The following is a 23,716-nucleotide window of genomic DNA, read 5'->3' as shown; positions in this document are numbered from 1 at the left end:
GGTTGGCTCACTATCTCGCGCCGACCCAGTCGGCGGAGATCGCTTCGGTGGCGGCGAGGAGCTGCGGCACCAGACCGCGCACGCCCTCGCGGGGCAGGATGACGTCGGGCACGGAGACCGAGACCGCGGCGACCACGCGCCCGGCCTCGTCCCGCACGGGCGCCCCGACGCAGTTGATGAAGTCCTCGTGCTCGGCGGCGTCCTCGGCCCAGCCCTGCTCCCGGGTCTTCGCGAGCACCTCGCGGTAGGCCGCCGCGTCGGCGATGGTGCGGCTGGTGAAGGGCCGGAAGTCGATGCCGGCGATCACCGCCTCCTGCTCGCCGGGAGGCAGGCCGGCGACCAGCACCTTGCCGACGGCGGTCGCGTGCAGGGCGGCGGGCAGCCCGACGCGCGAGTACATCCGCACGGCGTGGGTGTTCTCCACCTTGGCGATGTAGATGGCCGTGCCGTTCTCGTAGGCAGCGAGGTGGACCGCCTGTCCGCCGGCCTCGGCCGCGAGCCGGTTCAGATGGGGCTGGGCGACGTCGCGGATCGCGTGCTGGGCGAGCGCGGCGCCGCCCAGGGCGAAGAGCCGCGAGCCGAGGTGGTAGCGCTGGCGGTCGTCGCGGCGTACGAACCGGTCGGCCTCCAGGGTGTGCAGCAGCCGCATGGCGGTGGTCTTGTGGACCTCGAGGCTGGCAGCGACCTGGTCGAGGGACCGTTCGCCCTCGCCGAGCTCGATCAGGATCCGCAGCGCGCGGGAGAGGCTCTGGCTCATCGGGTCTCCTCGTCGGTCGTCGGCGCATCGTTCGTCAGCGCCGGGGAGACGATGCCGTCGGCGCTCACCCGCGTCGCGGCCCACTCCTCCTCGGAGGATGCCAGCAGCCGGGAGCGTACGTCGGCGGGCGGCGGGGCCGCATGGTCACCGGGTGCGGCCAGCACGGTAGCGGCGACGAGGTGGCCTTGGCGCAGCCGGGCAACCGGACCGCTCCCGTCGACGAGCCCGGCGAGATAGCCCGCGGCGAAGCCGTCGCCGGCACCGACCGGCTCCACGACGTCGACCCGGAGCGCCGGCACCTGGGTCGCGCGGCCGTCGACGTCGTACTCCCCCGCGGCATGAGAGTCCGACTTGATCACCAGCCGTGGCCGCGGACCGAGGAGCTCACGGAGATCCTCCGGAGTCTGCGCGCCGAGTGCGGCCCGGGCCTCGTCGGCGCCGAGCAGGACGACGTCGGCGGCACGGAGCAGGGCGAGCAGCGGCGCGGTGCTGGCCCCGGTCCACAGCGCGGGCCGCCAGTTGAGGTCGACACTGAGCCGGAAGCCGTGCTTCTCGCGCAGCGCGAGGAGCCGGGCGACGAGGCCCGAGTCCTCCTCGAGGATGCCGAGGGTGATGCCGGAGGTGTGCACGACCTCGGCCGAGGCGAGCGCCGCGACGACGCCGGGCCGGGCGAGCAGGTCCGCGTCCATCGCGGCCGCGGCGGAGCCGGCGCGGTAGTAGTGCATGCGGCTGCCGCCGGGAGCGGGCTCCTTGACGTAGAGCCCGGTGGGACGTGCGGGGTCGCGGTCGACCTCGACCTGCACGCCGCGGCCGGTGAGGTCGTCGACGACGACGTCGCCGAACGGGTCCTGGCCGAGCCGCGAGACCCAGGCCGTCGGCACGCCGAGCGCGGCCAGGCCTCCGGCCACGTTGGCCTCGGCACCACCGACCGAGCGCAGCAGGGTGGTCGCCGCCGCCAGCGGCTGGTCGCCGTCGGGGCGCAGGACGACCATCGCCTCGCCCAGGCAGACCGCCCGCACGTCTCCGCTGCTGCCCACGGATGCAGCTCCTCCCTCGTGGTCCGGTTGGCCCGACCTGTTGGTCCGATGCCGACCGTTGACCGGTCGGCGCGACCGATGCTACAACTACAGAATCGAATTACGCAATCGTCGTTGCATAATTTGCAACATGCAGAGAGGACGGGCGATGGATCACCCGGCAGCCCACATCGACACGAGCGCCGTCGCGGCGCTGCGCGAGGAGCGGGTCGACTGGCGTCACAAGGCGATCCCGCCCGCGCTGTGGGGACGCACCGTCGCCGAGGTGCTCGACGAGGCGCCCCGGCTCTCCCAGCTCCCCACTCCCCTGCTCTCGCTCTCCCGGGCGGCGATGACCCACAACCGTGACGTGCTGGCCGCCTGGTGTGCCGAGCGCGGCGTCGCCCTGGCCCCGCACGGCAAGACCACGATGGCGCCGCAGCTGTGGGCCGAGCAGCTCGCCGCGGGCTCCTGGGCGATCACGGTCGCCAACCTCCCGCAGCTCGCCGTGGCCCGTGCCTTCGGCGTCTCCCGGGTGATCGTCGCCAACGCGATCGTCTCTCCGCTCGCCCTGCGCTGGATCTCCGACCAGCTCACCGCGGACCCCGACCTGGAGGTCTTCGTGTGGGCCGACTCGCCGCGGACGGTCGCGCTGATGCACGACGCGCTCGCTGCTCATGCCGCCGAGGTGGGCGCGCGACGTCCGCTCGCCGTCCTCGTCGAGCGCGGCGGTGCGGGCGGCCGCACCGGCGCCCGTGACGAGGAGACCGGGATCGCGGTCGCCGAAGCAGTGGCGGCCTCACCCCACCTCGAGCTCGCAGGCGTGACCGGCTACGAGGGCGCCCTCTCGCACAGCAGCGACGAGGCCGCGCTCTCCGTCGTCCATGCGTACGTCGACAGCCTGCTGTCCCTGCACCGGCGGGTCGCCCACCTCGTGCCCGAGGGGCGCACCCCGGTGGTGAGCGCCGGCGGCAGCGCCTACTTCGAGCAGGTCGCCGACGCGCTCGCCCCGCTGGTCGCCTCCGACGAGGCCCGGGTGGTGCTGCGCAGCGGCGCCTACATCACCCACGACGACGGCTTCTACCGCGGCATCTCGCCACTGGGCAGCGCTCCGCGCACCACCGGCCCGTCCCTGCGCAGCGCGCTGCACGGCTGGGTGCGGATCTCGTCCCAGCCGGAGCCAGGGCTGGCGCTCTTCGACGCCGGCAAGCGTGACCTGCCCTTCGACGAGGGGATGCCGGAGGCCCAGCTGGTGCGCGCCCGGCACACCGGCGACCCGGCCACCCCGATCACCGGCGTCGCGGTCACCGCGCTCAACGACCAGCACGGGTTCCTGCGCTGGGACCCCGAGGCCGACACCGACGCTGCTGCGCCCGTCGAGATCGGCGACGAGCTCCGCCTGGGGCTCTCCCACCCGTGCACCGCCTTCGACAAGTGGGGGCTGATCCCGGTCCTCGACGACGCCGACGCCGCCGACCCGATCGTCGTCGACCTCGTGCGCACCTGGTTCTGAGACCCGAGGAGCGACCATGACCGACCTGCTCATCCGAGACGCGACCGTCATCGACGGCACCGGCGCCGCGGCCTTCCCCGCCCACGTCAGCGTCGACGCAGGGCGGATCACGGGCATCCACACCGACGGCGGCGCCCCGGCCGCCCGGCGCACCATCGACGCCGCCGGGCGGGCGCTGACCCCGGGCTTCATCGACATGCACGCCCACTCGGACCTGCAGATCCTGGTCAACCCCGACCACACGGCCAAGGTGAGCCAGGGGATCACGCTCGAGGTCGTCGGGCAGGACGGTCTCTCCTTCGCGCCCACCGACCCCACCACCCGCGCCCAGCTGCGCCGCCAGATCGCGGGCTGGAACGGCGAGCCGGACGACTTCGACTTCGACTGGGACACCGTCGCCGGCTACCTGGACCGGCTCGACCGCGGGATCGCGTGCAACGCGGCGTACCTGGTGCCGCAGGGGACGCTGCGGCTGATGGTCGTCGGCCCCGACAACCGGCCCGCGGCCCCCACCGAGATCACCGAGATGGCCCGGCTGCTGCGGGTCGGTCTCGAGGAGGGCGCCGTCGGGATGAGCAGCGGCCTGACCTACCCGCCGAGCATGTTCGCCGACGACCAGGAGCTGGCCACGCTGTGCCGCACGGTCGCCGAGGCGGGCGGCTACTACAGCCCGCACCACCGCTCCTACGGCGCCGGCGCGCTGGAGGCGTACGCGGAGATGATCGACGTCGCCCGCGCCTCGGGCTGCGCGCTCCATCTCACCCACGCGACCATGAACTTCGAGCCCAACCGCGGCCGCGCCGGCGAGCTGATCGACCTCATCGAGACCGGCCTGGCCGACGGCGTCGACATCACCCTCGACAGCTACCCCTACCTACCCGGCTCGACCACGCTCAACGCCGTGCTGCCCAGCTGGGCGACCTCGGGCGGCCCGGATGCGCTGCTCACCCGGATCGCCGACCCCACCGACCGGGCCCGCATCGCCCACGAGCTCGACCATGTCGGCACCGACGGCTGCCACGGCTGCGTGACCGACTGGCGCACGATCCAGATCAGCGGCGTACGCAACCCCGAGCTGTCCGGATACGTCGGCCGCACCGTCGCCGAGATCGCCGAGGAGGGCGGCCGGGTGGCCACCGACGTCTTCTTCGACCTGCTCGTCCGCGACCGGATGGCCACCACGATCCTGCAGCACGTCGGCCACGAGGAGAACGTGCAGACGATCATGCGCCACCGCACCCACTGCGGCGGCAGCGACGCGCTCCTGGTCGGCGAGCGGCCGCACCCGCGGGCCTGGGGCACCTTCCCCCGCTACCTCGCCCGTTACGTACGCGAGCTGGGCGTGCTCGACCTGGTCGACTGCATCCACCACCTGACCGGCCGCCCCGCGGCCCGGCTGCGGCTGCACGAGCGCGGCCTGATTCGTGAGGGGTACGCAGCCGACCTGGTGCTGCTCGACCCCGACACCGTCCAGGACACCGCCACCTTCGAGGAGCCGCGCCAGCAGGCGCGCGGCATCGACTGGGTGCTGGTCAACGGCACCGCGGTCATCGAGGACGGCCACCGCACCGACGCCCTGCCCGGCCGCGCTCTGCGCCGCACCGACGAAGGAACCCGAGCCCGATGAGCGATCCTGCGATCGACACGCTCCGTGCCGACCGGGCGCTGGTGGTCGTCCGCGCAAGCCGCCTCGAGGACCCCGTCGCCCTCTGTCGCGCGCTGGCCGCCGGTGGCATCCGCACCGTCGAGCTGACCTACACGACGCCCGGCCTGACCGACCTGCTCGCCCGCGTGAGCGCCGAGACCCGCGAGGAGGAGATCGTCGTCGGTGCCGGCACCGTGCTGACCGCCGAGCAGGCGTGCGCCGCCCTCGCCGCAGGCGCTCGGTTCCTGGTCACGCCCGGGCTGCCGCCGGAGGCCGTCGAGATCGTCGCCGCCGGCCACGCCGCGGGCGCCGCCGTGATCCTCGGTGCGCTCACCCCGACCGAGGTGCTCACCGCTCACACCCTCGGCGCCGACGCGGTCAAGATCTTCCCGGCCCGGGCGCTCGGCCCGCGTCACCTCTCCGACCTGCGGGGTCCGTACCCCGAGGTCGACCTGATCCCTTCCGGCGGTGTCGACGAGGACAACGCCGCGGAGTTCCTGCGGGCCGGCGCCCTCGCCGTGACCGCCGGGACGTCGGTTGTCCAGCCCGCCGACGTCGACGAGGCGAGGTGGGAGCAGATCACCACCAACGCCGCCCATTTCCGCGCAGCTCTGCGCTGAACCCCCTCCCCCACCCCGACCGACCGGAGAACCCATGCACTGGCTCCAGACAAGCACGACCGGTCTGCTGCTGCTCTGCGCAGCCGCGATCGCCGTGCTCCTCTTTCTGATCATCAAGGTCAAGCTCGAACCCTTCATCGCGCTCTTCATCAGCGGTATCGGCCTCGCCCTCGTGGCCGGCCTGTCCGTCGAGGAGATGGTGGGCACCGCCCTCTCCTCGAGCGAGTCGCTCATCGAGACCGGCTTCGGCGGGGTGCTGGGCCACATCGCGCTCATCATCGGCCTCGGCACCGTGCTCGGCTCGCTCCTGGAGCGCTCGGGTGGTGCCGACGTACTGGCCTCGCGGCTGATCGGCTTCTTCGGCGAGCGCGGCACGCCGGTCGCGATGGGCCTGGTCGGCCTGATCTTCGGCATCCCGGTCTTCTTCGACATCGGCATCTTCGTGCTCGCGCCCCTGGTGTACGTCGCCGCCCACCGCGGCGGCCGCTCGCTGGTCCTCTACGCCCTGCCGGTCCTCGCCGGCCTGTCGATGACCCACGCCTTCCTGCCGCCCCACCCCGGCCCGACCGCCCTGGGCGGGCTCCTCGGCGTCGACCTCGGCTGGCTGATCATCATGGGCCTGCTCTGCGGCCTGCCCGCCTTCGCCGCGGCCGGCATCCTCTTCCCGATGTGGGTCGCCCCGCGGGTTCCGGTCTCGGTGCCCGAGGATCTCCTGGTGGCCGAGACCGAGGCGGAGAAGGACGCCGAGACCACCACCGCGCCCGTCTCGCTCGCCCTCGTGCTCGGCGTCATCGCGGTGCCGCTGGTCCTGATTCTCGGCGCGACCTTCGGCACGATGCTGCTCGACCCGGGCCGGCTGCTCAGCGTGCTCACCTTCCTCGGCAACCCGGCCGTCGCGCTCACGATCGCCGTGCTGCTCGCCTTCTGGCTCCTCGGCATCCGGCGCGGGATGAGCCTGGAGGAGATCTCGGAGTTCACCGGCGCATCGCTCCGGCCGGTCGGCATGATCCTGCTGGTCGTCGGTGCCGGTGCGTTCTTCGGCGCGGTCATCTCTGCGACCGGCGTGGGTGCCGCGCTCGCCGAGGTGCTCTCCGACGCCGGCCTGCCGGTGCTGCTGCTCGCCTACGTCATCTCCTGCGCGCTGCGCATCGCCCAGGGCTCGGCGACCGTGGCGATCGTGACCACCGGCGGCATCATCGCGCCGACCCTCGGCTCCGGCTACTCCCAGCCCGAGCTCGCCGTCATCGCGGTCGCGATCGCCGCCGGCTCGATCGTGCTCAGCCACGTCAACGACGGCGGCTTCTGGATCGTCTCGCGCTACTTCAACATGTCCGTGAAGCAGACGCTGGCGACCTGGACGGTGCTGGAGACGGTGCTCTCGCTCGTCGGCTTCGTGGCAGCGGCCATCGTCTGGGCGATCGTCTGATCCTCGCCCGCCGCCGTCACCTCAGCGCGACGCCTCCCTCTCCCGGAGCGCGTACGCCCCGGCGACGGCGGCGGCAAGCAGCACCACCGCGCAGGCCGCGGTGATCCCGGCCAGGGCCTGCCAGGGGAACGTCAGCGGTGCGTCCGGCACGTCGCGTACGACCGCCTGCCGCACCAGCCAACCGGTGAAGGCGGTGATCGCGCCACCGACCACGATCGCCCCGGCCCCGGTGAAAACGGTCTCCCACAGCGCGGTCCTGCGCACCTGGCCCGGCGTGGCGCCGAGGAGCCGGGAGGTCGCCGTCTGGCGGCGCCGCTGGCTGGTCCCGATCAGGACGGCGTTGACGGCTGCGATCGCGGCGTAGACGCCGGCCGGGCCGAGCATCACCCACAGCACGAGCGTGTTCATCTCGCGGGTCTGGTCGGAGACCGCCCGGATCCAGCCGGCGGCAGCGCTCACCTCGGCGCCGGTCTCCCGGATCGACCGTGCGGTGGTGGCGACGTCGGCGCCGGCGTCGGTGCTCACGAAGACCGTCCCGGTGTCGCGGGCGCGCCTGCCGATGCCAGGGAGGTCGTCGGGCACGATGATGTCGCCCCACAGGTTCGGGGCGTCGGGCACGATCGCGACCAGCCGCACCTGGATCCTCCGGTCCCCCACCCGCATCCGCCGGGTCTCGCCGATCCGGCCGCCGATGTCGGTGACGTAGGACTCGGTGACCGCCATCGCCCGCCCGCGCAGGTCGGAGAGGTCACCCTTCGTGGCCTGCAGACTCCGGGTCGCGGCCGCGCTCGAGACGTCGACGACCTCGACCTCGGTGCGCTCGCCCGCGAACCCCACCCGTGCTGTGCGGCGAACGTCGCTCACCCGCACGCCCGGCACCTCGCCGATCGCGTCCGGTTCCTCGCTCCCCTCGACGACGAGCTCGGCGCTGAGCGCGGCCCGGTCGGCGCCCTCGCTCCAGTCGGCGGTGGCTCCGACCGTGACCACCATCGAGCCGGCCACCGCCAGGATGGCCACCACCGGCGCCGCTACCGAGGCGGTCATCCGCCCGCTGGTGCGGGCGAGGTCGCGGGCCAGGTGGGCCGAGGGGTCGCGGCGTGCGACCGGGCCACCGACGAGCGCCGCGAGCTCGGTGTAGAGGAGACCGCCCGCCGCGTTGGCGCCGACCACGGCGACGATCGGCAGGAGCAGGCCCACCATCAGGGCGAAGAGCAGCGGCATCTCGCGGGCGTAGGCGGCGGTCGCGACGAGCGCCACGGCCGCGCCGACGGCGACCAGCGTCTGGACCACGGTGGGACGGCGTCGCTCGAGGACCGCTTCGCGGAGCGCCTCGACCGGCTGCGTACGTCCCGCGCGAGCGCCCGCACGCCAGGCACCGATCAGGGCGACGGTGACTCCGCAGGAGGCGGCGATGATCCATGCGGTGCGCTGGCTCGGCATCTGGAGCAGGACCGGTGTGACGCCCTGCGAGTGCAGGATGCGCAGCACCGGGGCCGTCACCGCGGTGCCGAGCAGACAGCCCGCGACCGCGCCGAGCGCCGCGACCGCGAGCGCCTCGCCGAGCAGCAGGATGCGCACCTGGCGCGGGGTGGCGCCGAGCAGGCGCAGCAGGCCGAGCTCGCGGCGGCGGGTCGCCACCACGAACCCGAAGGTCGAGGAGACCACGAACAGGGCCATGAACAGCGAGATGCTGGCCACGATGCCGAAGAGCGAGCCCAGGTCGTCGATCTGACGGCGGGTCTGCTCGTCCAGGGCCTCGGTGCCGGCGCCGAGCGCACCCAGCAGATTGGTGGCCAGGGTGATCAGCGCGATGCCGCCGGCCAGCGCGACCGCGGCGCCTGCGTACGGGGGCCACGACTGGCGCAGCGTCTTCAGGCTGTGCGCGAGGATCGCGAAGAGGCTCACGGCGTCGGCTCCAGCTCGGCCATGCGGGCGCTGATCTGCGCCGGGTCGCTGCGCTCCATCTGCCCGACGATGCGGCCGTCGGCGAGAAACAGCACGCTGTCGGCGTACGAGGCGGCGAGCGGGTCGTGGGTGACCATCACCACCGTCTGGCCCGGGGTGTCCGTCGCGGGGGCGTCGACGAGGCCCCGCAGCAGCTCGAGCACGTCGCGTCCGGCGTGACGGTCCAGCGCACCGGTGGGCTCGTCGGCGAAGAGCACCGCCGGCCGGGCGTGCAGCGCGCGGGCGATGGCGACCCGCTGCTGCTGGCCGCCGGACAGCTCCGGCGGCCGCCGCCGGGCCAGGCCGTGGAGGCCGACCTGCTCGAGCGCCCCGACGACCGCGGCCCGGTGCGGGAGGCGGCCGGCGAGACGGGCGGGCAGAGCGACGTTGTCGTAGGCGGTGAGCGCGTCGAGCAGGTTGTACTGCTGGAAGACGAAGCCCATCGCCTCGCGCCGCAGCTTCGTCAGGGCCGTCCGGCTCAGGCCCGACAGGTCGGTCTCGGCGACCGAGACCCGGCCCCGGGTGGGCCGGTCGAGGCCGGCGGCGATCTGCATCAGGGTCGACTTGCCGGAGCCGGACGGGCCCATGATCGCGGTGAACGTCCCGGCTGCGAAGGCATGGCTCACGCCACGTAGGGCATCGACCGTGCCGGAGCGGGACCGGTAGGTGCGGGTGACGCCGTCGAGGACGACGGCCGGAGGCGGGCCGGGAGGCCAGGGCGCCGGGAGTGCGGGAGCGAGGGTGACGGTCATGTCGACCAGCAAACGCCTCCTGCGCGCTGCGCACACGGGCGCAGACGCCACGACGAGGTAGCGCGTGCGCTACCCCGACCGGGGCCGGGATTGCCTAGGCTCCCGGTCATGAGTCCACCACCCGACGTCTGGACCGCGCTGCGCTCCTGGCCCTGGCGGCTGCTCGCATCCGGCTGGCCGTGGCGCGCGCTGGCCTACCTGGTCTCCGGCGCCGCGGTCGGTGTCGTCGTCGCGGTCGCCCTGTTCGCGCTGGTCGGCGTCGGGCTGCTCACCCTGGTCATCCTGGTCGGGGTGCTGGTGCTGGCCGGAGTCCCGCTGCTGGCGGCTCTCGTCGCCGACGTGGAGCGCAAGCGTCTCCGGCTGATCCTCCCCGAGGCCGGCCGGGACGCGATCGAGCCACCGCAGCCGATCGCCTGGGGCGACCGGCTCCGGGCGCTGCGCCGGCTGCGGATCTCCGGGCCCGAGGTCGGCTACACCGTGCTGCTCGGCACGGTGCTGTGGCTGGTCGACGCCGTCGCGCTCAACCTGCTCATCGCTCTCCCTGGCGTGCTCGTCCTGGCTCCCGTCCTGATCCGCGCAGACGCCCCGGTCGCGTTCGGGCCCTGGCAGATCACCACGCCCACCGAGGCCTGGATCGCCGCGGTGCCGGGGCTCGTGCTGCTGGTCGTCGGCCTGTACGCCACCACCCTCCTCGCCGCCGCCCAGGCCAGCCTGGCGCGCCTGCTGCTGGAGCCCGCCCAGACCCGGCTGACCGCGGCCGTCGCCGACCTGCGCCGCTCCCGCGTCGACCTGGTCGACGCCTTCGAGACCGAGCGCCGGAGGATCGAGCGCGACCTCCACGACGGCGCGCAGCAGCGGCTGGTGGCGCTGACCTTGACCCTCGGCCTGGCCGAGCTCGAGATGCCCGAGGGCGCCGGGCTCGACCTCGTCCGGCAGGCCCACTCCCAGGCGGAGACGGCGCTGGCCGAGCTCCGTGCCACCGTCCGCGGGATCCACCCGCGGGTGCTGGTCGACCACGGGCTCACCGCGGCGGTCCACGAGCTCGCCGACGCCGCCGGGCTGCCGGTCGCGGTCGACCTGCAGGTGGACGGCCGGCTGCCGCCACCGGTCGAGGCCGCGGCGTACTTCGTCGTCGCCGAGGCGCTCACCAACACCGTCCGGCATGCCGGCGCCACCTCGGCCCGCATCCAGGGCCGTGTGTCAGGTGACCGGCTGGAGGTCGAGATACGCGATGATGGGTCCGGCGGCGCCGCCATGCGTCCCGGAGGCGGGCTCGCCGGCCTCGCCACCCGTCTGGCCGCGCTGGACGGCGACCTGGAGGTCACCAGCCCGCCGGGCGGACCGACGGAGGTGAGGATGACGTGCCCGACCGCGCTCCCCTGAGGATCGTGCTGGCCGAGGACTCCGCGCTGCTGCGCGAGGGGCTCCTCGCCATTCTGGAGCGGGCCGGCCACGAGGTGATCGCCGCGGTCGGCGACGCCGACGCGCTGCTCGCCTTCACCGACCACACCCGTCCCGACGTGGTCATCACCGACATCCGGATGCCGCCGACCCACACCGACGAGGGGCTGCGCGCGGCCGCCGAGCTCCGCCGGCGCCACCGCGACCTGGCCGTCCTGGTGCTCTCTGCCTACGTCGCCGACGCCTACCTGGCCGAGCTGCTCGACACCACCGGAGGCGGCGGCATCGGCTACCTGCTCAAGGACCGGGTCGGCCACGTCCGCGACTTCCTCGACAGCCTGCGCCGGGTGGCCGGCGGCGAGACGGTCGTCGACCCCCAGGTCGTACGCGGTCTGCTCGACCGCCACCAGCCCGACGGTCCGCTCGACGTGCTCTCCGAGCGCGAGCGGGAGGTGCTGGGGCTGATGGCCGAGGGCCGCACCAACGGCAGCATCGCCGCCGCGCTCTTCGTCACCGAGGCCGCGGTGCGCAAGCACGTCGGCAACATCTTCGCCAAGCTGCGGCTCGACCCGGCCACCGACCGGCGGGTCTCCGCCGTCCTCGCCTATCTGCGCGAGGCCTAGTCTTTCGTCGATCTGACCGGTGACGTCGCTCGCCCGAAGTCGCTCGTGAGCCAGTCGTCGATCGAGTCCCAGCCGAACGCGTGGCGCTCGTGCGAGCCCGGCGAGGCCGCCGCGGACCGCATCCGGTCGAGCCGGAAGAGACGCCAGTCGTCGCGGGCGAGGTCGTAGGCGATGAGGTACCAGTGCTGCTTCCGCAGGAGATGTCGGTACGGCTCGACCGCGCGGCTCGACCGGCGGCCGTGCTCGTCGGTGTAGTCGAAGGCGAGGCGCGCACCGTCCGCGACGGCGTCGGCGATCGTGCCGACAAGCTCCCAGTCGACGGCTCCCGGAGCATCGCGCAGGACCTGGGTGGAGAGCGCCACCGCGGCGGCCCGACGCTGCAGGCTCCCGGGCAGCACCTGCTCCAGCTTCGTACGCGCGGTGGCCGCGGTGACGTCGTCGGGAAGCCACGCCTCGAGCACCAGGAGGCTCGTGATGATCGTCGAGACCTCGTCCGCGCCGAGCAGCAGCGGCGGGATCCTCATGCTCGGCCGCAGCGTGTAGACCGCACCCGGGCCGGGACGCGAGCCTACGTCGTACCCCATCTCACGAAGACGCATCGCGTCGCGGCGCACGGTGCGCTCACTGACCTGCAGCCGGGCGGCGAGATCGCGGGCGGTCCACTCCCGCCCCGAGCGGAGCAGCGCCAACAGCTCCAGCGACCGCGACGAAGGTGAGTCCATGGCTCCATGATGACCCCAGATGCGGCCAGGATCAGGCCTCATCTCCATCTAGCGTGGAGGCTTCGACGAAGAAGAGGAGCTCCATGAAGATCGCCGTCACGACACCGCGAGGAAACGTCGGCCGACATCTGACGCACATGCTCGTCCGGGCGGGCGTCAGGCCGACGCTGCTCACCCGCCACCCGGAGGACATCTCCGCCGCCCTCGCCGAGCACGTCGACCCGGTCCGGGCCGACTCGTGCGAGCCGGAGCAGGTCGTCGCCGCCACCGCCGGGGTCGACGCCCTCTACTGGGTGAACCCGCCCGCCGGCTCTCCCGACCCGATCGCCGACCATCGCCGCGCGACCGAGTCCGTCATCGCCGCCGTCGAGGCGAACCGGATCGGGCGGGTCGTCTTCCAGAGCAGCGTCGGCGCGGAGAAGCGGCACGGCGCAGGTGACATCGACGGCCTCGCGGAGACCGAGGTCGCGCTCGACGGGTGCGGCGCGGACGTCACGCACCTGCGGTGCGGCTACTTCTTCACCAACCTCCTGTTCGAGGCCGAGTCGGTCGGAGCCGGTCTGCTCCAGACCGTGCTGCCCCTCGACGCTCCGATGAGCTGGGTCGCCCCGCGGGACATCGCCGAGGTCGCCGCGCTCACCCTGCTGAACAGCGAGTGGGGCGGCCGCCGCGTCCAAGCCGTCCACGGCCCCGAGGACCTGACCTGGGCCCAGGTCGCAGCGATCCTCACCGAGGAGGTCGGCCACGAGGTGCGTGTCGAGCGGATCGCCGACGAGCAGATGCGCGAGCAGTACCTCCGTGCGGGCATGCCGCCCGCCATGGCGGAGGCGATGCTGGGGATGTCCACCGGGCTGCGAGACGGCTTCGAGCCCGAGCAGGAGCGCTCGACGGCGACCACCACCCCGACCCGGCTGCGGAGCTGGATCAGCGAGGAGCTGGTCCCGCACCTGTGAGGCGGCCGGCCGGTCGGGGCGCCGGTGGCGTCACTGCGCGCTCGTCGCCCAGGCCTCGGCGAGCAGGTCACGCGTGTCGGTGAGCAGCTGCGGCAGCGTCTTGGTGCGGCCGATGATCGGCATGAAGTTCTGGTCACCCACCCAGCGCGGCACCACGTGCTGGTGCAGGTGAGCGGCGATGCCGGCGCCGCCCGCGGTGCCCTGGTTCATGCCGATGTTGAAGCCCTCGGCCTGCGAGACGCCGGCCAGGGTGCGTACGGCCTGCTTGGTGAGCACCCCCATCTCCGTGGCCTCCTCGTCGGTGGTCTCGACGTAGCCGGCGACGTGGCGGTAGGGGCAGACCATCATGTGGCCCGGGGCGTACGGATAGAGGTTGAGCACCACGAAGCAGGTCTCGCCGCGGTGGACGACGAGCCCCTCGGCGTCGTCGAGGGTGGGCACGCGGCAGAAGGGGCACTTCGTCTCGGAGGGGTCGCTGGGCTTGTTCTCGCCGCGGATGTAGGCCATCCGGTAGGGCGTCCACAGCCGCTCCAGCCCGTCGCCCTCGCCGATCCCGTCCTGGGTGAGTACGCCGTCGATCTCTTCCACGTCCAGAAGCCTACTTAAGGGCTCGTGGCACCGTGGACGGCACCGGCATGTGCGGAGCGGCGGCGGAGCGTTCAGACGGCCAGCGGGTCCTGGCTGAGCAGCTTCTCCAGCGGCATGTCCGGGTCGAGCTCGATCCCGAACCCGCGCGCGTGGCCGTCGATGACGAACCAGATGGACTGGGCGGTCAGCCGCTCCAGCGTCTCGGCGGGCAGCCGGTCGTTGGTGCGGGTCAGCCAGCGGCGTACGGCACCGAAGACCGCGCCGACCAGACCGTAGATCAGCGGGTCGAGCGCCTCGGCCTCCTCCTCGGTGGGAGTGGCGCCCAGCGCCACGATGGCGGTGCCGACGATGCCCGAGATGCGGCTGGCGAGCTGCTCCATGCCCTGCTGGAAGGGGCCGTCGTCGCCACCGTCGATGTCGTGGTCGGCGGCGAGGTGGAGCGCCGGATGCGCCCGCGCCCAGCGCACGTAGGTGCCGATCACCCGCTCGATGATCTCCGGCACGGTGCCGTCCAGGGTGATCCCGGGCATCAGGTCGGACCAGAGGCCGTCGAGGATCGCCTGCTGCACCGCGCGGTCGAGGTCGGCGCGGTCCTCGAAGTGGCGGTAGATGACCGTGCGGGAGAGGCCCGCGCGCACCGCGATCTGCTGCACCTGCACCTCGGCGCCGGGCTCACCGGCCTCGATGGCGGCGATGGCGGCGTCGATGATCTGCTGGCGGCGCTGTGCGTTGTGCTTGCGCCAACGGTCCTGCCGACCGTCGCGCTTCTCCCCTGCCACCTGCGTTCCCCCTGCTCCCGTGATGTCGGTCGCGAGCGTCTCAGCGCTCTTTACGACGTCCTAGAGAGTATCGGGGTTTCTTTGACTTCGCGGCGATGCCCCGCATCTGCTCGACATCGGTGATCTTGATACGGGGACGGCCGGCTTCGTCGCCACGCCGCCTCTCCTCCCGGTCGATCGCCTGCCATCCGGCCAGGTCGACCATGCCGGGCTGGCGGCTGCGTACGACCGCGGTGATGTCGTCGGGGTCGGCGGCCGGGGCCGGGATCCGGTCGGCGTCGAGGTCGTCGAGCAGCTGCTCGACCGTCTCCTCGGCGTCGGACTTGTTGGTGCCGATGAAGCCGTTGGGACCGCGCTTGACCCAGCCCGCGACGTACACACCGGGGAGCACCCGGCCGCGCTCGTTGGGCACCGTGCCGGTCGCTGCGTCGTGAGGAAGATCGGCGACGGGTACGCCCTTGTAGCCGACCGCGCGCAGCAGCATCCCGGCTTCGAGCACCTCGGTCTCGCCCGTAGGCACCGCGCGCACCACACCGGCCTCGTCGCGCTCGAGCCGGTTGCGGCCGACCTCGACGGCGGTGACCCGGTCGTCGCCCAGGACGCGCACCGGGGAGCTGCGGAACCGCAGCACGATCGTACGCAGGTCCGGCCGCACCTCGCGGCCGGCGATCTCGCGCAGCAGCCGGCTGGTGGTGCCGGGGCCGCTGAGCGCCTCCGCGACGGGGATGTCACCTGTGTCCACGACGACGTTGACCCCGGTGTGGCCGACCAGCCCGACCAGTTCGGGCACCGTGAAGGCCGCCTCCTCGGGCCCCCTGCGCCCGAGGATGACGACCTCCCGGACCGCGCTGTCGCGCAGCACCGCCAGCGGACCGTCGGCGATGTCGGTGCCGGCCAGCCGCTCCGGGTCCTCGGCGAGGATCCGGGCACAGTCGAGCGCGACGTTGCCGTTGCCGACCAGGACGACCCGGCCGGAGGAGAGAGCCTCCGCGTCGAGGTGGACCGGGAGGTCCTGCTTGTCGGGATGGCCGTTGTACCAGCCCACGAAGTCGGTCGCGCTCAGCGACCCGGGCAGGTCGTCGCCCTCGATCCCGAGGGGCCGGTCGCTCGCCGCGCCGACGGTGTAGACCACGGCGTGGTAGCGAGCGGTCAGCTCGGCGTGGGAGACGTCCTTGCCGACCTCGACGCCGAGGAAGTAGCGGAAGCCGGGCTGCGACTCGATCTGCCCGAAGAGCTTCTCGACCTGCTTGGTGTTCTGGTGGTCGGGCGCGACGCCGGCACGGACCAGGCCGTAGGGCGTGGGCAGCCGGTCGAAGACGTCGACGCTGATCTCGGGGTGCTTGAGGAGCTCGTCGGCGGCGTACATCCCGGCCGGTCCGGCGCCCACCACCGCGACCCGGAACGGTCCGTTCCGGGTCAGCCGGCGCTGAGGGTGGACCAGGGCGAGCGGGGTGCGGTCCGCGTGCGGGAAGACCTCGAAGTACTCCGCGTTGATCGCCAGGAACGGCGTCTGGGCAGCCGTCAGCGTCGTGTGGGGCACGATCGCGTCGGCCGGGCACGCGGTGACGCAGGCTCCGCAGTCGACACAGCTCTTGGCGTCGACGTAGAGCATCTCGGCCTCGGCGAAGCCGGGCTCGCCCGGGGCGGGATGGATGCAGTTGACCGGGCAGGCGACCACGCACGAGGCGTCCGCACAGCACGACTGGGTGACGACGTGAGGCACTTGTCTACCGTTCTCGGGGCGACCGGGCGGGACTCAGTAGGACGCCGCGCGCGGCTCGGCGCGGAAGCGGGAGGCGCGGCCGTCGATGCCGCACAGCTTCCACAACAGCTTGGCCGGACCCCTGCGGATGCCGAGGTTGTCGGCGAGGAGGCGTACGTCACCGAAGAGGTCGCGCAGCAGCTTCTGGGACTCCGCCGAGTCCCACCAGATCTCGCGGGCGACCTCGTCCGGGATGCCCATGTCGTCCCGGGCCTGCTTGCTCGGCACCATGATCACGTCGCAGAGCTGGCGCATGATGAGCGGGAAGATGAGGGCCAGCAGCGCCTTCTTGAACCGGCCGAGCTCGGGCACGTGCTGCTCGAGGTACTGGTGGGCGAAGCCGATGTGGCGGGCCTCCTCGGCGATGTGGATCTGCATGATCCGGTTGGCAGCGGGGTGGCTGCCGCCGGCGCGCATCGCGCCCTTCTGCAGGTGGTCGATCGGCTCCTCGCCGGCAAGGATGCCGGTGAAGAACGCCTCCGGGAAGAACGCGCCCGCCGCCGCCATGAACGGCACCAGGACCTTGAACCGGGTCGGCGCACCGGCGACGTCAGGGTTCACCCGGTTGACGAACTCCTGGAACATCTGGGTGTGGTGGGTCTCCTCGGTGACCTCGTGGGTCGCGTAGCGGAACTCCGGGTTGTTGTTCTTCGACCAGACCAGGTGGTTCATCACGCCGCCGATGAGCAGCTGCTCGAACTGCAGGCCCACCTTCGCGACCTGCGCCCAGCGGTACATCCCGATCTCGATCCGGCGCTCCTCGGGCAGCGCCTTGTACCACGGATGTGCGCCGATCTCGTCGGCGTCGTTGAGGATCCAGCGCTCGTCGTTCGGCCGCACCTCGAGCTCCGGCGAGTCCCAGTCGATGTCCTTGAACGGGTCGAAGTGCACCTCGACCGACGCCTCGGAGAGCGTGCGGAGCGTGTCGAGATAGGCCTGCTTGCCCTGACGGACGTACCCGGTGGACTTCTCATCCTGCACAGCGGTCATGACGGTGCTCCTTTGCCCGTGGATCCAGCGTGAGCTGCTGACAACGAATCTCACGTTACCCGGACACGTGTCCCGATAACAAGAGTACGCGCGACACCGTGTCACATGTCTTTCGCTCAGGCCGCCTCCGGTGCGGAACGATCAGAGCTGACGCCCCAGCTGGTCTGCGTGCTGACGCATGACCCGGGCGCATCGGTCCCGGAAATCCGCGACATCGAGACGCGCCGCGGCCGCGCTGACCGATATCGACGCCACCATGTCTCCGCGCGAGTCCCGCACCGGCACCGCCAGCGCGAACAGGCCGACCTCGAGCTCCTCGTCACTGACCGCAACACCCTCCTCCCGGACCTGTGCGATCCGCTCGCGCAGCCGGCCCGGGTCGACGATCGTGCGCGGCGTGCAGGCCACCATCTCCACACGTTCGAGATAGGCGTCGAGCGCGTTCTCGTCGAGGCCGGCCAGCAGGACATAGCCCGTGGCGGAGGCGTACAGCGGGAGCCGCGCCCCGACCCGTACGCCAGCACTGAAGACCCGCGACACCTCGCTGCGCGCCACGAAGAGAGACTCGTCCCCCTCCATCACAGCCAGGGAGACCGACTCGTCCAAGGCTTCCCGCAGGGCCAGCAGATGAGGTCCTGCCAGCTGTGGCAGCGGCACGGCCTCGGCATAGACCGCCCCGAGCCGAACGACGCGCGGCGTCGGCGTGAAGAACTTCTCGTCGAAGGCGAGGTATCCCGCTTCGACCAGGGTCATCAGGCACCGTCGGGCCGCGGCCCGACTGAGACCGGTTGCACGCGCAGCATCGCTGATCGTCAACCTCGGCGTCTCCGGCCCAAACGCCTCCAGCACCGCCAGCCCCTTCGCCAGCCCGGCCATTCCCTCGCTCACAACACCACTCCCTCTTGACACCTGTGACAAAAGCCACTTTGGTATACCCCGTTCGAAAAACATACATGTGTTCGTTATCCGAACGCAAGTTAAATCGGCAATTTGGAGGACAGATGTCAGAGGCGACCACCACGGCCGCGCGAGAGTGGCCTGAGGCACTCAGCAAGGTTCCTTACTGGGTGTTCCAGGACGAGGAGGTCTACCGCGCAGAGCAGCAGAACATCTTCCACGGGCCGTTCTGGAGCTACCTGTGCCTCGAGGCCGAGCTCAGCGAGCCCGGCGACTACTGCGCGACCTTCATCGGCGAGCAGCCGGTCCTTGTGACTCGCGACTTCGACGGCGAGATCTACGCCTTCGAGAACCGCTGCGCGCACCGTGGCTCCCTCATCGCGATGGACCACTACGGCCACGCGAAGGACTTCACCTGCGTCTACCACGCGTGGACCTACAACCTCCAGGGCGACCTCACCGGTGTCGCCTTCGAGGAAGGCATCAACGGCAAGGGCGGGATGGGCTCGGACTTCTGCAAGAAGGCGCACAGCCCCCGCCGTCTCCGGCTCGCCAACGTCCACGGCCTCGTCTTCGGCAGCCTCGACAACGACGTCCCCGATATCGAGGAGTACCTCGGCCAGGAGATCCTGGACCGCATCGAGCGTGTCCTCGGCGGCCGCAAGCCCGTCGTGCTGGGTCGCTTCACCCAGAACCTGCCGAACAACTGGAAGCTCTACATGGAGAACGTCAAGGACTCCTACCACGCGAGCATCCTGCACCTGTTCTTCACCACCTTCGGGCTCAACAAGCTGAACCAGAAGGGCGGCATCATCGTCTCGGAGAGCGGCGCCCACCACGTCAGCTGGTCCGCGATCAACCGCGAGGCCGAGTCCGGCCAGCACTACAAGGACCAGAAGATCCGCTCGGAGTCGGAGTATCAGCTCGAGGACCCCTCGCTCGTCGACAGCTTCAGCGAGGTCGGCGACGACATCACCCTCCAGATCCTCTCCGTCTACCCAGGTTTCGTGCTGCAGCAGATCCAGAACTCGATCGCCGTACGCCAGGTGCTGCCGACCAGCGTCGACAGCACCGACCTCAACTGGACCTACCTCGGCTTCGAGGACGACACCGAGGAGCAGCAGCTGGTCCGGATGAAGCAGTCCAACCTGGTCGGCCCGGCGGGCTACGTGTCGATGGAGGATGGCGCCATCGGCGGCTTCGTCCAGCGCGGCATCGCCGGCGCCAGCGGCGAGTTCGCCACCGTCCAGATGGGCGGCCACGAAGCGGTCTCCAGCGAGAGCCGGGTCACCGAAGCCTCCATCCGCGGTTTCTGGAAGGTCTACCGCGAGGCCATGGGCTTCGAGATCGAGGAGAGCAAGTGATGGACGCCTTCACGCTGATCAGTCGTGCCCAGGGCAGCTACGTCCGTGCGATCGACGACGGCCCCATCGAGGACTGGCCCGAGCACTTCACCGACGACGCCTTCTACAAGGTGACCACCGCCGACAACCACCGCCGTGGTCTGCCTGCCGGCGTCATCTGGGCGAACAACAAGGCGATGCTCAAGGACCGCGTCTCCGCGCTCAAGGAGGCCAACATCTACGAGCCGCACGCCTACCGGCACCTGCTCGGCCAGCCGGCGATCCTCTCGGAGCGGGAGGACGGTGCCACCAGCGAGACCTCCTTCCTGGTCGTCCGCATCACCGGAAACGGGCCGACCGACGTCTTCGCCAGCGGCCGCTACCTCGACGAGCACGCCTTCGTCGACGGCAGGGCGCTGCTGAAGAAGCGCGTGGTGGTCTGCGACAGCAGCCGCACCGACACCCTTCTGGTGCTGCCGCTGTGAGCGTGTCCCCCAGGCTCCTCCTCACCACCGGCGACCCCTTCGGGATCGGGCCGGAGATCGCGATGAAGTCGGTCGCAGAGCTCGGCGTCACCGCACCGGTCGTCGTGGGCGACCGGTGCACGCTCGAAGGGCCGGCCGCTGCGTACGGGATCGAGCTGCGGTCGGCCGAGCCCGGCAGGCTCCCCGAGGCAGGGGTGTGCGACCTGGTCGACGTCGGTGCCCTGAGCACCGACCAGCTCCGGGTGGGCGAGGTACGCCCCGAGGCCGGGGCTGCCACGATCGCGTACGCACGCGCCGCCGTGGAGCTCGCGGCGGACGGTGGATACCGCGGGATCGTCGCCGGTCCGCACTCGGAGACCGCGGTGCACGCCGCCGGCATCAGCTTCGCCGGCTATCCGCCGCTCGTCGCGGAGCTGACCGGCACCTCGGCGGACGAGGTCTTCCTGATGCTGGTCGGCGGCGGTCTGCGGATGGCCCATGTCACCTTGCACCTGTCCATGACCGAGTCGCTCCAGCGGCTCAGCGTCGATCTGGTCGCCGCCGCCGGTCGAGCGCTCCACCGCGCGCTGGAGTCGATGGGCACGCCGGCACCTCGGCTCGGGATGTTCGGCATCAACTGTCATGCCGGCGAGGGCGGGCTCTTCGGCGAGGAGGACCTGACCGTCTCCGGTCCGGCGGCCGAGAGGCTCCGCAGCGAGGGCATCGACATCACCGACCCCACCGGGGCCGACGTGCTGCTCGGCGACCCTCAGTGCGACGGCTATCTGGCGATGTACCACGACCAGGGCCACATCCCGGTCAAGCTGCTCGCCGGCCGCACCGCCGCGGCAGTCACGATCGGTGCCGGTGTGCCGTTCTCCAGCGTCGGGCACGGTCCGGCATTCGACATCGCCGGCCAGGGCGTCGCCGATCCTTCCGCCCTGCTGTCCGCGCTCAGCCTGTTCACCCCCAAGGAGGCGTGATGACGCACACGATCAGCGTCGCCGACACCGACATCTCGTTCACCGCCGAGGAGGGTCAGTCCGTCCTCGACGCGGCGGAGACCGCCGGCTGGGCGATCCCCTACTCCTGCCGCAAGGGCGTCTGTGCCACCTGCGAGGGCACCCTGACGGCCGGGAAGCTCGACACTCCCAACCAAGGGATGGTCTGCGGTCCCGCAGACAGCGTGCAGCTCTGCCGCGCCAAGCCGAGCGGCGACGTGGAGATCGCTCCCAAGCGGATCCAGAAGAGCACTCCCCCGGTCCGCAAGCGGCTCACCACGGCCGTCTTCAAGATCAAGGCCGCCACCGACGCGGTCACCATCTTGGACCTGCGCTACCCGATCGGACGGCGTACGCCGTTCAAGGCCGGGCAGTTCGTCAACATCATCCTGCCCGACGGAGACACCCGGCCGTACTCGATGGCCAACTCACCGCAGCACAACGACGCGCTGCAGCTGCACATCCGTCACGAGCCGGGCGGAGCCTTCTCCGACCGGATCCTGTCCTACCTCGAGTTCCACGACGAGGTCGAGATCGAGGCCCCCTTCGGCGAGTTCCACGTCGCCGACGGAGACTCACCCATCATCCTGCTCGCCACCGGCACCGGCTTCGCACCGATGCGGTCGATCATCCTCGACCACATCGCCCGGCGCCTGAACCGCCCCCTCCACCTCTACTGGGGCGGTCGCACCGCTGCCGACCTCTACGACGCCGACATGGTCCGCGCGTTGACGCAGCGCTACGAGTGGCTCACGTTCACCCCCGTCCTCTCGCGGCCCGACCCCACCTGGACGGGCGCCAGAGGATGGGTGCAGGACGCCCTGCTGGCCGACTACCCGGACCTGGACCAGCACGACGTGTACGCCTGCGGCAGCGAGGCCATGACCCTCGCCGCCGTCGAAGCACTGATCAAGGAGCGCGGCTTCAGTCCCGAGCGCTTCCACGCAGACGCGTTCGTGTCCTCGGGCGCCGCGAACGCGTCCTGAACTCCTCTGAGCATCCGAAGGGTCCACATGTCAGCAACAACATCCACGGGAGCAGTCGACGTACGCATCCCCGAGCTCATCGATTCTCGCCGCACCGGCCGATTCCAGGCAGGCACCGTCCTGCTCTGCGGCTTGGTGATGTTCCTCGACGGGTTCGACACCCAGGCGATCAACTACATGGCCCCGGCCATCAGCGCCGACTGGGGTCTGGAGAAGGCCGACCTCGGCCCGATCTTCTCGGCAGCCCTCGTCGGGCTGATGATCGGCTACCTGCTGGTCGCACCGCTCTCGGACAAGTTCGGCCACAAGCGGCTGGTGCTCGGTGGCGTTCTCCTCTTCGCACTCAGCACCCTCGCCTCGGTGTGGGTGCAGACCGAGGCCCAGCTGCTGGTGCTTCGGCTGGTCACCGGCATCGGGCTGGGGGCCGCGACACCGAGCACGATCGCACTCACCGCCGAGTACAGCCCGAAGAAGGTGCGCGCCAGCTTCGTGCTCGCCATCTACTGCGGGTTCTCGCTCGGCTTCGTCGCGGCCAACTACGTCTCGGACTGGCTGATCCCGGCCCACGGCTGGCGCTCGGTCTTCCTCGTCGGTGCGGCCGCCCCGCTGCTCCTGACGCTGATCCTCGCCTGGCGGCTGCCCGAGTCGCTGAGCTTCCTGGTCCGTCACGAGCGGCACGCCGCGGCGTACGCGCTGTGCCGGAAGATCGACCGCGGACTGCCCGCGAAGCAGGCGCCGCGGGTGGAGACCGAGTCGGAGGCACGGGGGAAACGGGTCAGGCTCCGCGACGTCGTCGGCGGCGGGCAACTCCTGGGCACCCTCCTGCTGTGGCTGGTCTTCGCGACCAACCTGGCCATGTTCTACGGCCTGCAGAGCTGGATGCCGACCATCCTGACCGAGCAGGGCTACTCGAGCTCGACGCTGGCCACGGCAGCCTCGATGACCACCATCGGCGGCATCGCCATCGCCTTCGTGATCGGACCGGCGATGGACCGTCTCGGCGCCTTCGGTGCACTCAGCACGCTCTACTTCGTCGGATGCGGCTTCCTGACGGTCATGAGCCTGACCCTCGGGGCACCGGTATGGGTGCTGCTGATCGCCATCTTCCTGATCGGCTGCTCGGTCAGCGGCGGGCAGAAGAGCGTGATCGCGCTCGCGGCCGTCTTCTACCCTGTCGAGGTCCGCTCCACTGGCGTCGGCTGGGCGCTCGGCATCGGTCGCATCGGCGGCATCCTCGGCCCCATGCTCGTCGGCGCCATGCTCGCCGGCGGCTGGAGTGCGGAGCAGTTCTTCCTCGCCATGGCGGTCCCGTCTGCGCTGTGCGGGGCCCTGGTTCTCTACCTGGGCGTGCGCGCCAAGGCGAAGGCCAAGGACCCGGCCTCAGCGGAGGCGGCTGCCTAGGCTCTTGTCACGACGCGACCGGCCCTTGGTGCTCTCACCAGGGGCCGGTCGCGTCTGACGCGCCTGTGTAGGTCTCGGCTGCGCTCACCGCCTCGCAGGCTCGGCGGTGTGCTCGCTCGACCTCTTCGCCCAG

The 23,716-nt window shown here is 71.5% G+C and carries 22 protein-coding genes; 12 read left to right on the top strand and 10 right to left on the bottom strand.

Features of this window, described 5'->3' with window-relative positions; translation table 11 throughout:
* Positions 1 to 10 precede the first annotated feature (10 nt).
* Together IEY81_RS00360 and IEY81_RS00355 are read right to left on the bottom strand one after the other, a co-directional pair.
* A complete protein-coding gene (locus IEY81_RS00360; RefSeq protein ID WP_189116462.1) occupies positions 11 to 757 on the bottom strand; it encodes an IclR family transcriptional regulator in 747 nt (248 codons plus the stop codon).
* Complete coding sequence (locus tag IEY81_RS00355) at positions 754 to 1,794, bottom strand: sugar kinase (protein WP_189116461.1); 1,041 nt, start codon at positions 1,792 to 1,794, stop codon at positions 754 to 756. The genes IEY81_RS00360 and IEY81_RS00355 overlap by 4 nt, the downstream gene beginning before the upstream one ends.
* A 130-nt stretch (positions 1,795 to 1,924) precedes the next feature.
* On the opposite strand from IEY81_RS00355, the gene IEY81_RS00350 reads away from it, so the two are divergent.
* Genes IEY81_RS00350 through IEY81_RS00335 form a run of 4 tightly spaced genes read left to right on the top strand, consistent with a single transcriptional unit; the run spans position 1,925 to position 6,977 of the window.
* A complete protein-coding gene (locus IEY81_RS00350; RefSeq protein WP_229787119.1) occupies positions 1,925 to 3,286 on the top strand; it encodes a type III PLP-dependent enzyme domain-containing protein in 1,362 nt (453 codons plus the stop codon).
* Positions 3,287 to 3,302: 16 nt separating this feature from the next.
* Positions 3,303 to 4,913 (top strand): N-acyl-D-amino-acid deacylase family protein, encoded by a 1,611-nt coding sequence (locus IEY81_RS00345; RefSeq protein ID WP_189116460.1) that lies wholly within the window; start codon positions 3,303 to 3,305, stop codon positions 4,911 to 4,913.
* Positions 4,910 to 5,551 (top strand): bifunctional 4-hydroxy-2-oxoglutarate aldolase/2-dehydro-3-deoxy-phosphogluconate aldolase, encoded by a 642-nt coding sequence (locus IEY81_RS00340; protein WP_189116459.1) that lies wholly within the window; start codon positions 4,910 to 4,912, stop codon positions 5,549 to 5,551. Before IEY81_RS00345 ends, IEY81_RS00340 begins: the two co-directional genes overlap by 4 nt.
* 34 nt (positions 5,552 to 5,585) lie before the next feature.
* Positions 5,586 to 6,977, top strand: coding sequence for a GntP family permease (locus IEY81_RS00335; RefSeq protein WP_189116458.1), 1,392 nt, complete (start codon positions 5,586 to 5,588; stop codon positions 6,975 to 6,977).
* Between the two features lie 21 nt (positions 6,978 to 6,998).
* Here IEY81_RS00335 and IEY81_RS00330 read toward each other — a convergent pair whose 3' ends face one another.
* Positions 6,999 to 8,882, bottom strand: a complete 1,884-nt coding sequence (locus IEY81_RS00330; protein WP_189116457.1) for an FtsX-like permease family protein — start codon at positions 8,880 to 8,882, stop codon at positions 6,999 to 7,001.
* Positions 8,879 to 9,673 (bottom strand): ABC transporter ATP-binding protein, encoded by a 795-nt coding sequence (locus IEY81_RS00325; RefSeq protein WP_189116456.1) that lies wholly within the window; start codon positions 9,671 to 9,673, stop codon positions 8,879 to 8,881. The genes IEY81_RS00330 and IEY81_RS00325 overlap by 4 nt, the downstream gene beginning before the upstream one ends.
* A 108-nt stretch (positions 9,674 to 9,781) precedes the next feature.
* Between IEY81_RS00325 and IEY81_RS00320 the strand changes: the two genes are divergently transcribed.
* Both IEY81_RS00320 and IEY81_RS00315 read left to right on the top strand, forming a co-directional pair.
* Positions 9,782 to 11,056, top strand: coding sequence for a sensor histidine kinase (locus IEY81_RS00320; protein WP_189116455.1), 1,275 nt, complete (start codon positions 9,782 to 9,784; stop codon positions 11,054 to 11,056).
* Entirely contained in the window at positions 11,035 to 11,697 is a 663-nt protein-coding gene (locus IEY81_RS00315) for a response regulator transcription factor (RefSeq protein ID WP_189116454.1), read from the top strand. The genes IEY81_RS00320 and IEY81_RS00315 overlap by 22 nt, the downstream gene beginning before the upstream one ends.
* Here IEY81_RS00315 and IEY81_RS00310 read toward each other — a convergent pair.
* Positions 11,694 to 12,419: a helix-turn-helix transcriptional regulator gene (locus IEY81_RS00310; RefSeq protein ID WP_189116453.1), complete on the bottom strand. Its 726-nt coding sequence runs from the start codon at positions 12,417 to 12,419 to the stop codon at positions 11,694 to 11,696. The genes IEY81_RS00315 and IEY81_RS00310 overlap by 4 nt on opposite strands.
* Positions 12,420 to 12,502: 83 nt before the next feature.
* On the opposite strand from IEY81_RS00310, the gene IEY81_RS00305 reads away from it, so the two are divergent.
* The gene (locus IEY81_RS00305; RefSeq protein WP_189116452.1) at positions 12,503 to 13,372 is read left to right on the top strand and encodes an NAD(P)H-binding protein; all 870 of its coding nucleotides are present in this window, start codon (positions 12,503 to 12,505) and stop codon (positions 13,370 to 13,372) included.
* Positions 13,373 to 13,402: 30 nt separating this feature from the next.
* Here the strand turns inward: IEY81_RS00305 and IEY81_RS00300 are convergent, their stop codons facing one another.
* The 5 genes from IEY81_RS00300 to IEY81_RS00280 all read right to left on the bottom strand — a co-directional run bounded on the left by IEY81_RS00300 (position 13,403) and on the right by IEY81_RS00280 (position 18,379).
* Positions 13,403 to 13,960: an HIT family protein gene (locus IEY81_RS00300; RefSeq protein ID WP_189116451.1), complete on the bottom strand. Its 558-nt coding sequence runs from the start codon at positions 13,958 to 13,960 to the stop codon at positions 13,403 to 13,405.
* A 71-nt stretch (positions 13,961 to 14,031) separates the two neighbouring features.
* The gene (locus IEY81_RS00295; RefSeq protein ID WP_189116450.1) at positions 14,032 to 14,739 is read right to left on the bottom strand and encodes a TetR/AcrR family transcriptional regulator; all 708 of its coding nucleotides are present in this window, start codon (positions 14,737 to 14,739) and stop codon (positions 14,032 to 14,034) included.
* 40 nt (positions 14,740 to 14,779) lie between these two features.
* Positions 14,780 to 16,462: an FAD-dependent oxidoreductase gene (locus IEY81_RS00290; protein WP_189116449.1), complete on the bottom strand. Its 1,683-nt coding sequence runs from the start codon at positions 16,460 to 16,462 to the stop codon at positions 14,780 to 14,782.
* A gap of 33 nt (positions 16,463 to 16,495) precedes the next feature.
* Positions 16,496 to 17,491, bottom strand: coding sequence for an AurF N-oxygenase family protein (locus IEY81_RS00285; protein ID WP_189116448.1), 996 nt, complete (start codon positions 17,489 to 17,491; stop codon positions 16,496 to 16,498).
* Positions 17,492 to 17,632: 141 nt separating this feature from the next.
* A complete protein-coding gene (locus IEY81_RS00280) occupies positions 17,633 to 18,379 on the bottom strand; it encodes an IclR family transcriptional regulator domain-containing protein (RefSeq protein WP_229787118.1) in 747 nt (248 codons plus the stop codon).
* Between the two features lie 113 nt (positions 18,380 to 18,492).
* On the opposite strand from IEY81_RS00280, the gene IEY81_RS00275 reads away from it, so the two are divergent.
* The 5 genes from IEY81_RS00275 to IEY81_RS00255 are packed head-to-tail and all read left to right on the top strand — an operon-like array spanning position 18,493 to position 23,583.
* Complete coding sequence (locus IEY81_RS00275; RefSeq protein WP_189116447.1) at positions 18,493 to 19,752, top strand: aromatic ring-hydroxylating dioxygenase subunit alpha; 1,260 nt, start codon at positions 18,493 to 18,495, stop codon at positions 19,750 to 19,752.
* Entirely contained in the window at positions 19,752 to 20,216 is a 465-nt protein-coding gene (locus IEY81_RS00270; RefSeq protein WP_189116446.1) for an aromatic-ring-hydroxylating dioxygenase subunit beta, read from the top strand. The genes IEY81_RS00275 and IEY81_RS00270 overlap by 1 nt, the downstream gene beginning before the upstream one ends.
* Positions 20,217 to 20,218: 2 nt before the next feature.
* On the top strand, positions 20,219 to 21,178 hold the full coding sequence (locus IEY81_RS00265; protein ID WP_229787117.1) for a PdxA family dehydrogenase: 960 nt from the start codon (positions 20,219 to 20,221) through the stop codon (positions 21,176 to 21,178).
* Entirely contained in the window at positions 21,178 to 22,182 is a 1,005-nt protein-coding gene (locus tag IEY81_RS00260) for a 2Fe-2S iron-sulfur cluster-binding protein (protein WP_189116444.1), read from the top strand. The genes IEY81_RS00265 and IEY81_RS00260 overlap by 1 nt, the downstream gene beginning before the upstream one ends.
* Before the next feature lie 27 nt (positions 22,183 to 22,209).
* Positions 22,210 to 23,583: an MFS transporter gene (locus IEY81_RS00255; RefSeq protein WP_189116443.1), complete on the top strand. Its 1,374-nt coding sequence runs from the start codon at positions 22,210 to 22,212 to the stop codon at positions 23,581 to 23,583.
* The last annotated feature ends 133 nt before the right edge of the window (positions 23,584 to 23,716 follow it).

The sequence above is a fragment of the Nocardioides luteus genome (genome assembly GCF_014648595.1).
In the GTDB taxonomy this organism is placed as follows: Bacteria; Actinomycetota; Actinomycetes; order Propionibacteriales; family Nocardioidaceae; genus Nocardioides; species Nocardioides luteus.
Note: the sequence above shows the minus strand (reverse complement) of the source record. Positions and strands in the feature narration are given on the sequence as shown.

Coding starts and splice junctions, on each gene's coding strand:
- IEY81_RS00325 (WP_189116456.1), bottom strand. CDS start 9,673: ATGACCGTCACCCTCGCTCCCGCACTCCCGGCGCCCTGGCCTCCCGGC.
- IEY81_RS00360 (WP_189116462.1), bottom strand. CDS start 757: ATGAGCCAGAGCCTCTCCCGCGCGCTGCGGATCCTGATCGAGCTCGGC.
- IEY81_RS00340 (WP_189116459.1), top strand. CDS start 4,910: ATGAGCGATCCTGCGATCGACACGCTCCGTGCCGACCGGGCGCTGGTG.
- IEY81_RS00305 (WP_189116452.1), top strand. CDS start 12,503: ATGAAGATCGCCGTCACGACACCGCGAGGAAACGTCGGCCGACATCTG.
- IEY81_RS00275 (WP_189116447.1), top strand. CDS start 18,493: ATGTCAGAGGCGACCACCACGGCCGCGCGAGAGTGGCCTGAGGCACTC.
- IEY81_RS00270 (WP_189116446.1), top strand. CDS start 19,752: ATGGACGCCTTCACGCTGATCAGTCGTGCCCAGGGCAGCTACGTCCGT.
- IEY81_RS00335 (WP_189116458.1), top strand. CDS start 5,586: ATGCACTGGCTCCAGACAAGCACGACCGGTCTGCTGCTGCTCTGCGCA.
- IEY81_RS00255 (WP_189116443.1), top strand. CDS start 22,210: ATGTCAGCAACAACATCCACGGGAGCAGTCGACGTACGCATCCCCGAG.
- IEY81_RS00350 (WP_229787119.1), top strand. CDS start 1,925: ATGCAGAGAGGACGGGCGATGGATCACCCGGCAGCCCACATCGACACG.
- IEY81_RS00320 (WP_189116455.1), top strand. CDS start 9,782: ATGAGTCCACCACCCGACGTCTGGACCGCGCTGCGCTCCTGGCCCTGG.
- IEY81_RS00345 (WP_189116460.1), top strand. CDS start 3,303: ATGACCGACCTGCTCATCCGAGACGCGACCGTCATCGACGGCACCGGC.
- IEY81_RS00260 (WP_189116444.1), top strand. CDS start 21,178: ATGACGCACACGATCAGCGTCGCCGACACCGACATCTCGTTCACCGCC.
- IEY81_RS00285 (WP_189116448.1), bottom strand. CDS start 17,491: ATGACCGCTGTGCAGGATGAGAAGTCCACCGGGTACGTCCGTCAGGGC.
- IEY81_RS00310 (WP_189116453.1), bottom strand. CDS start 12,419: ATGGACTCACCTTCGTCGCGGTCGCTGGAGCTGTTGGCGCTGCTCCGC.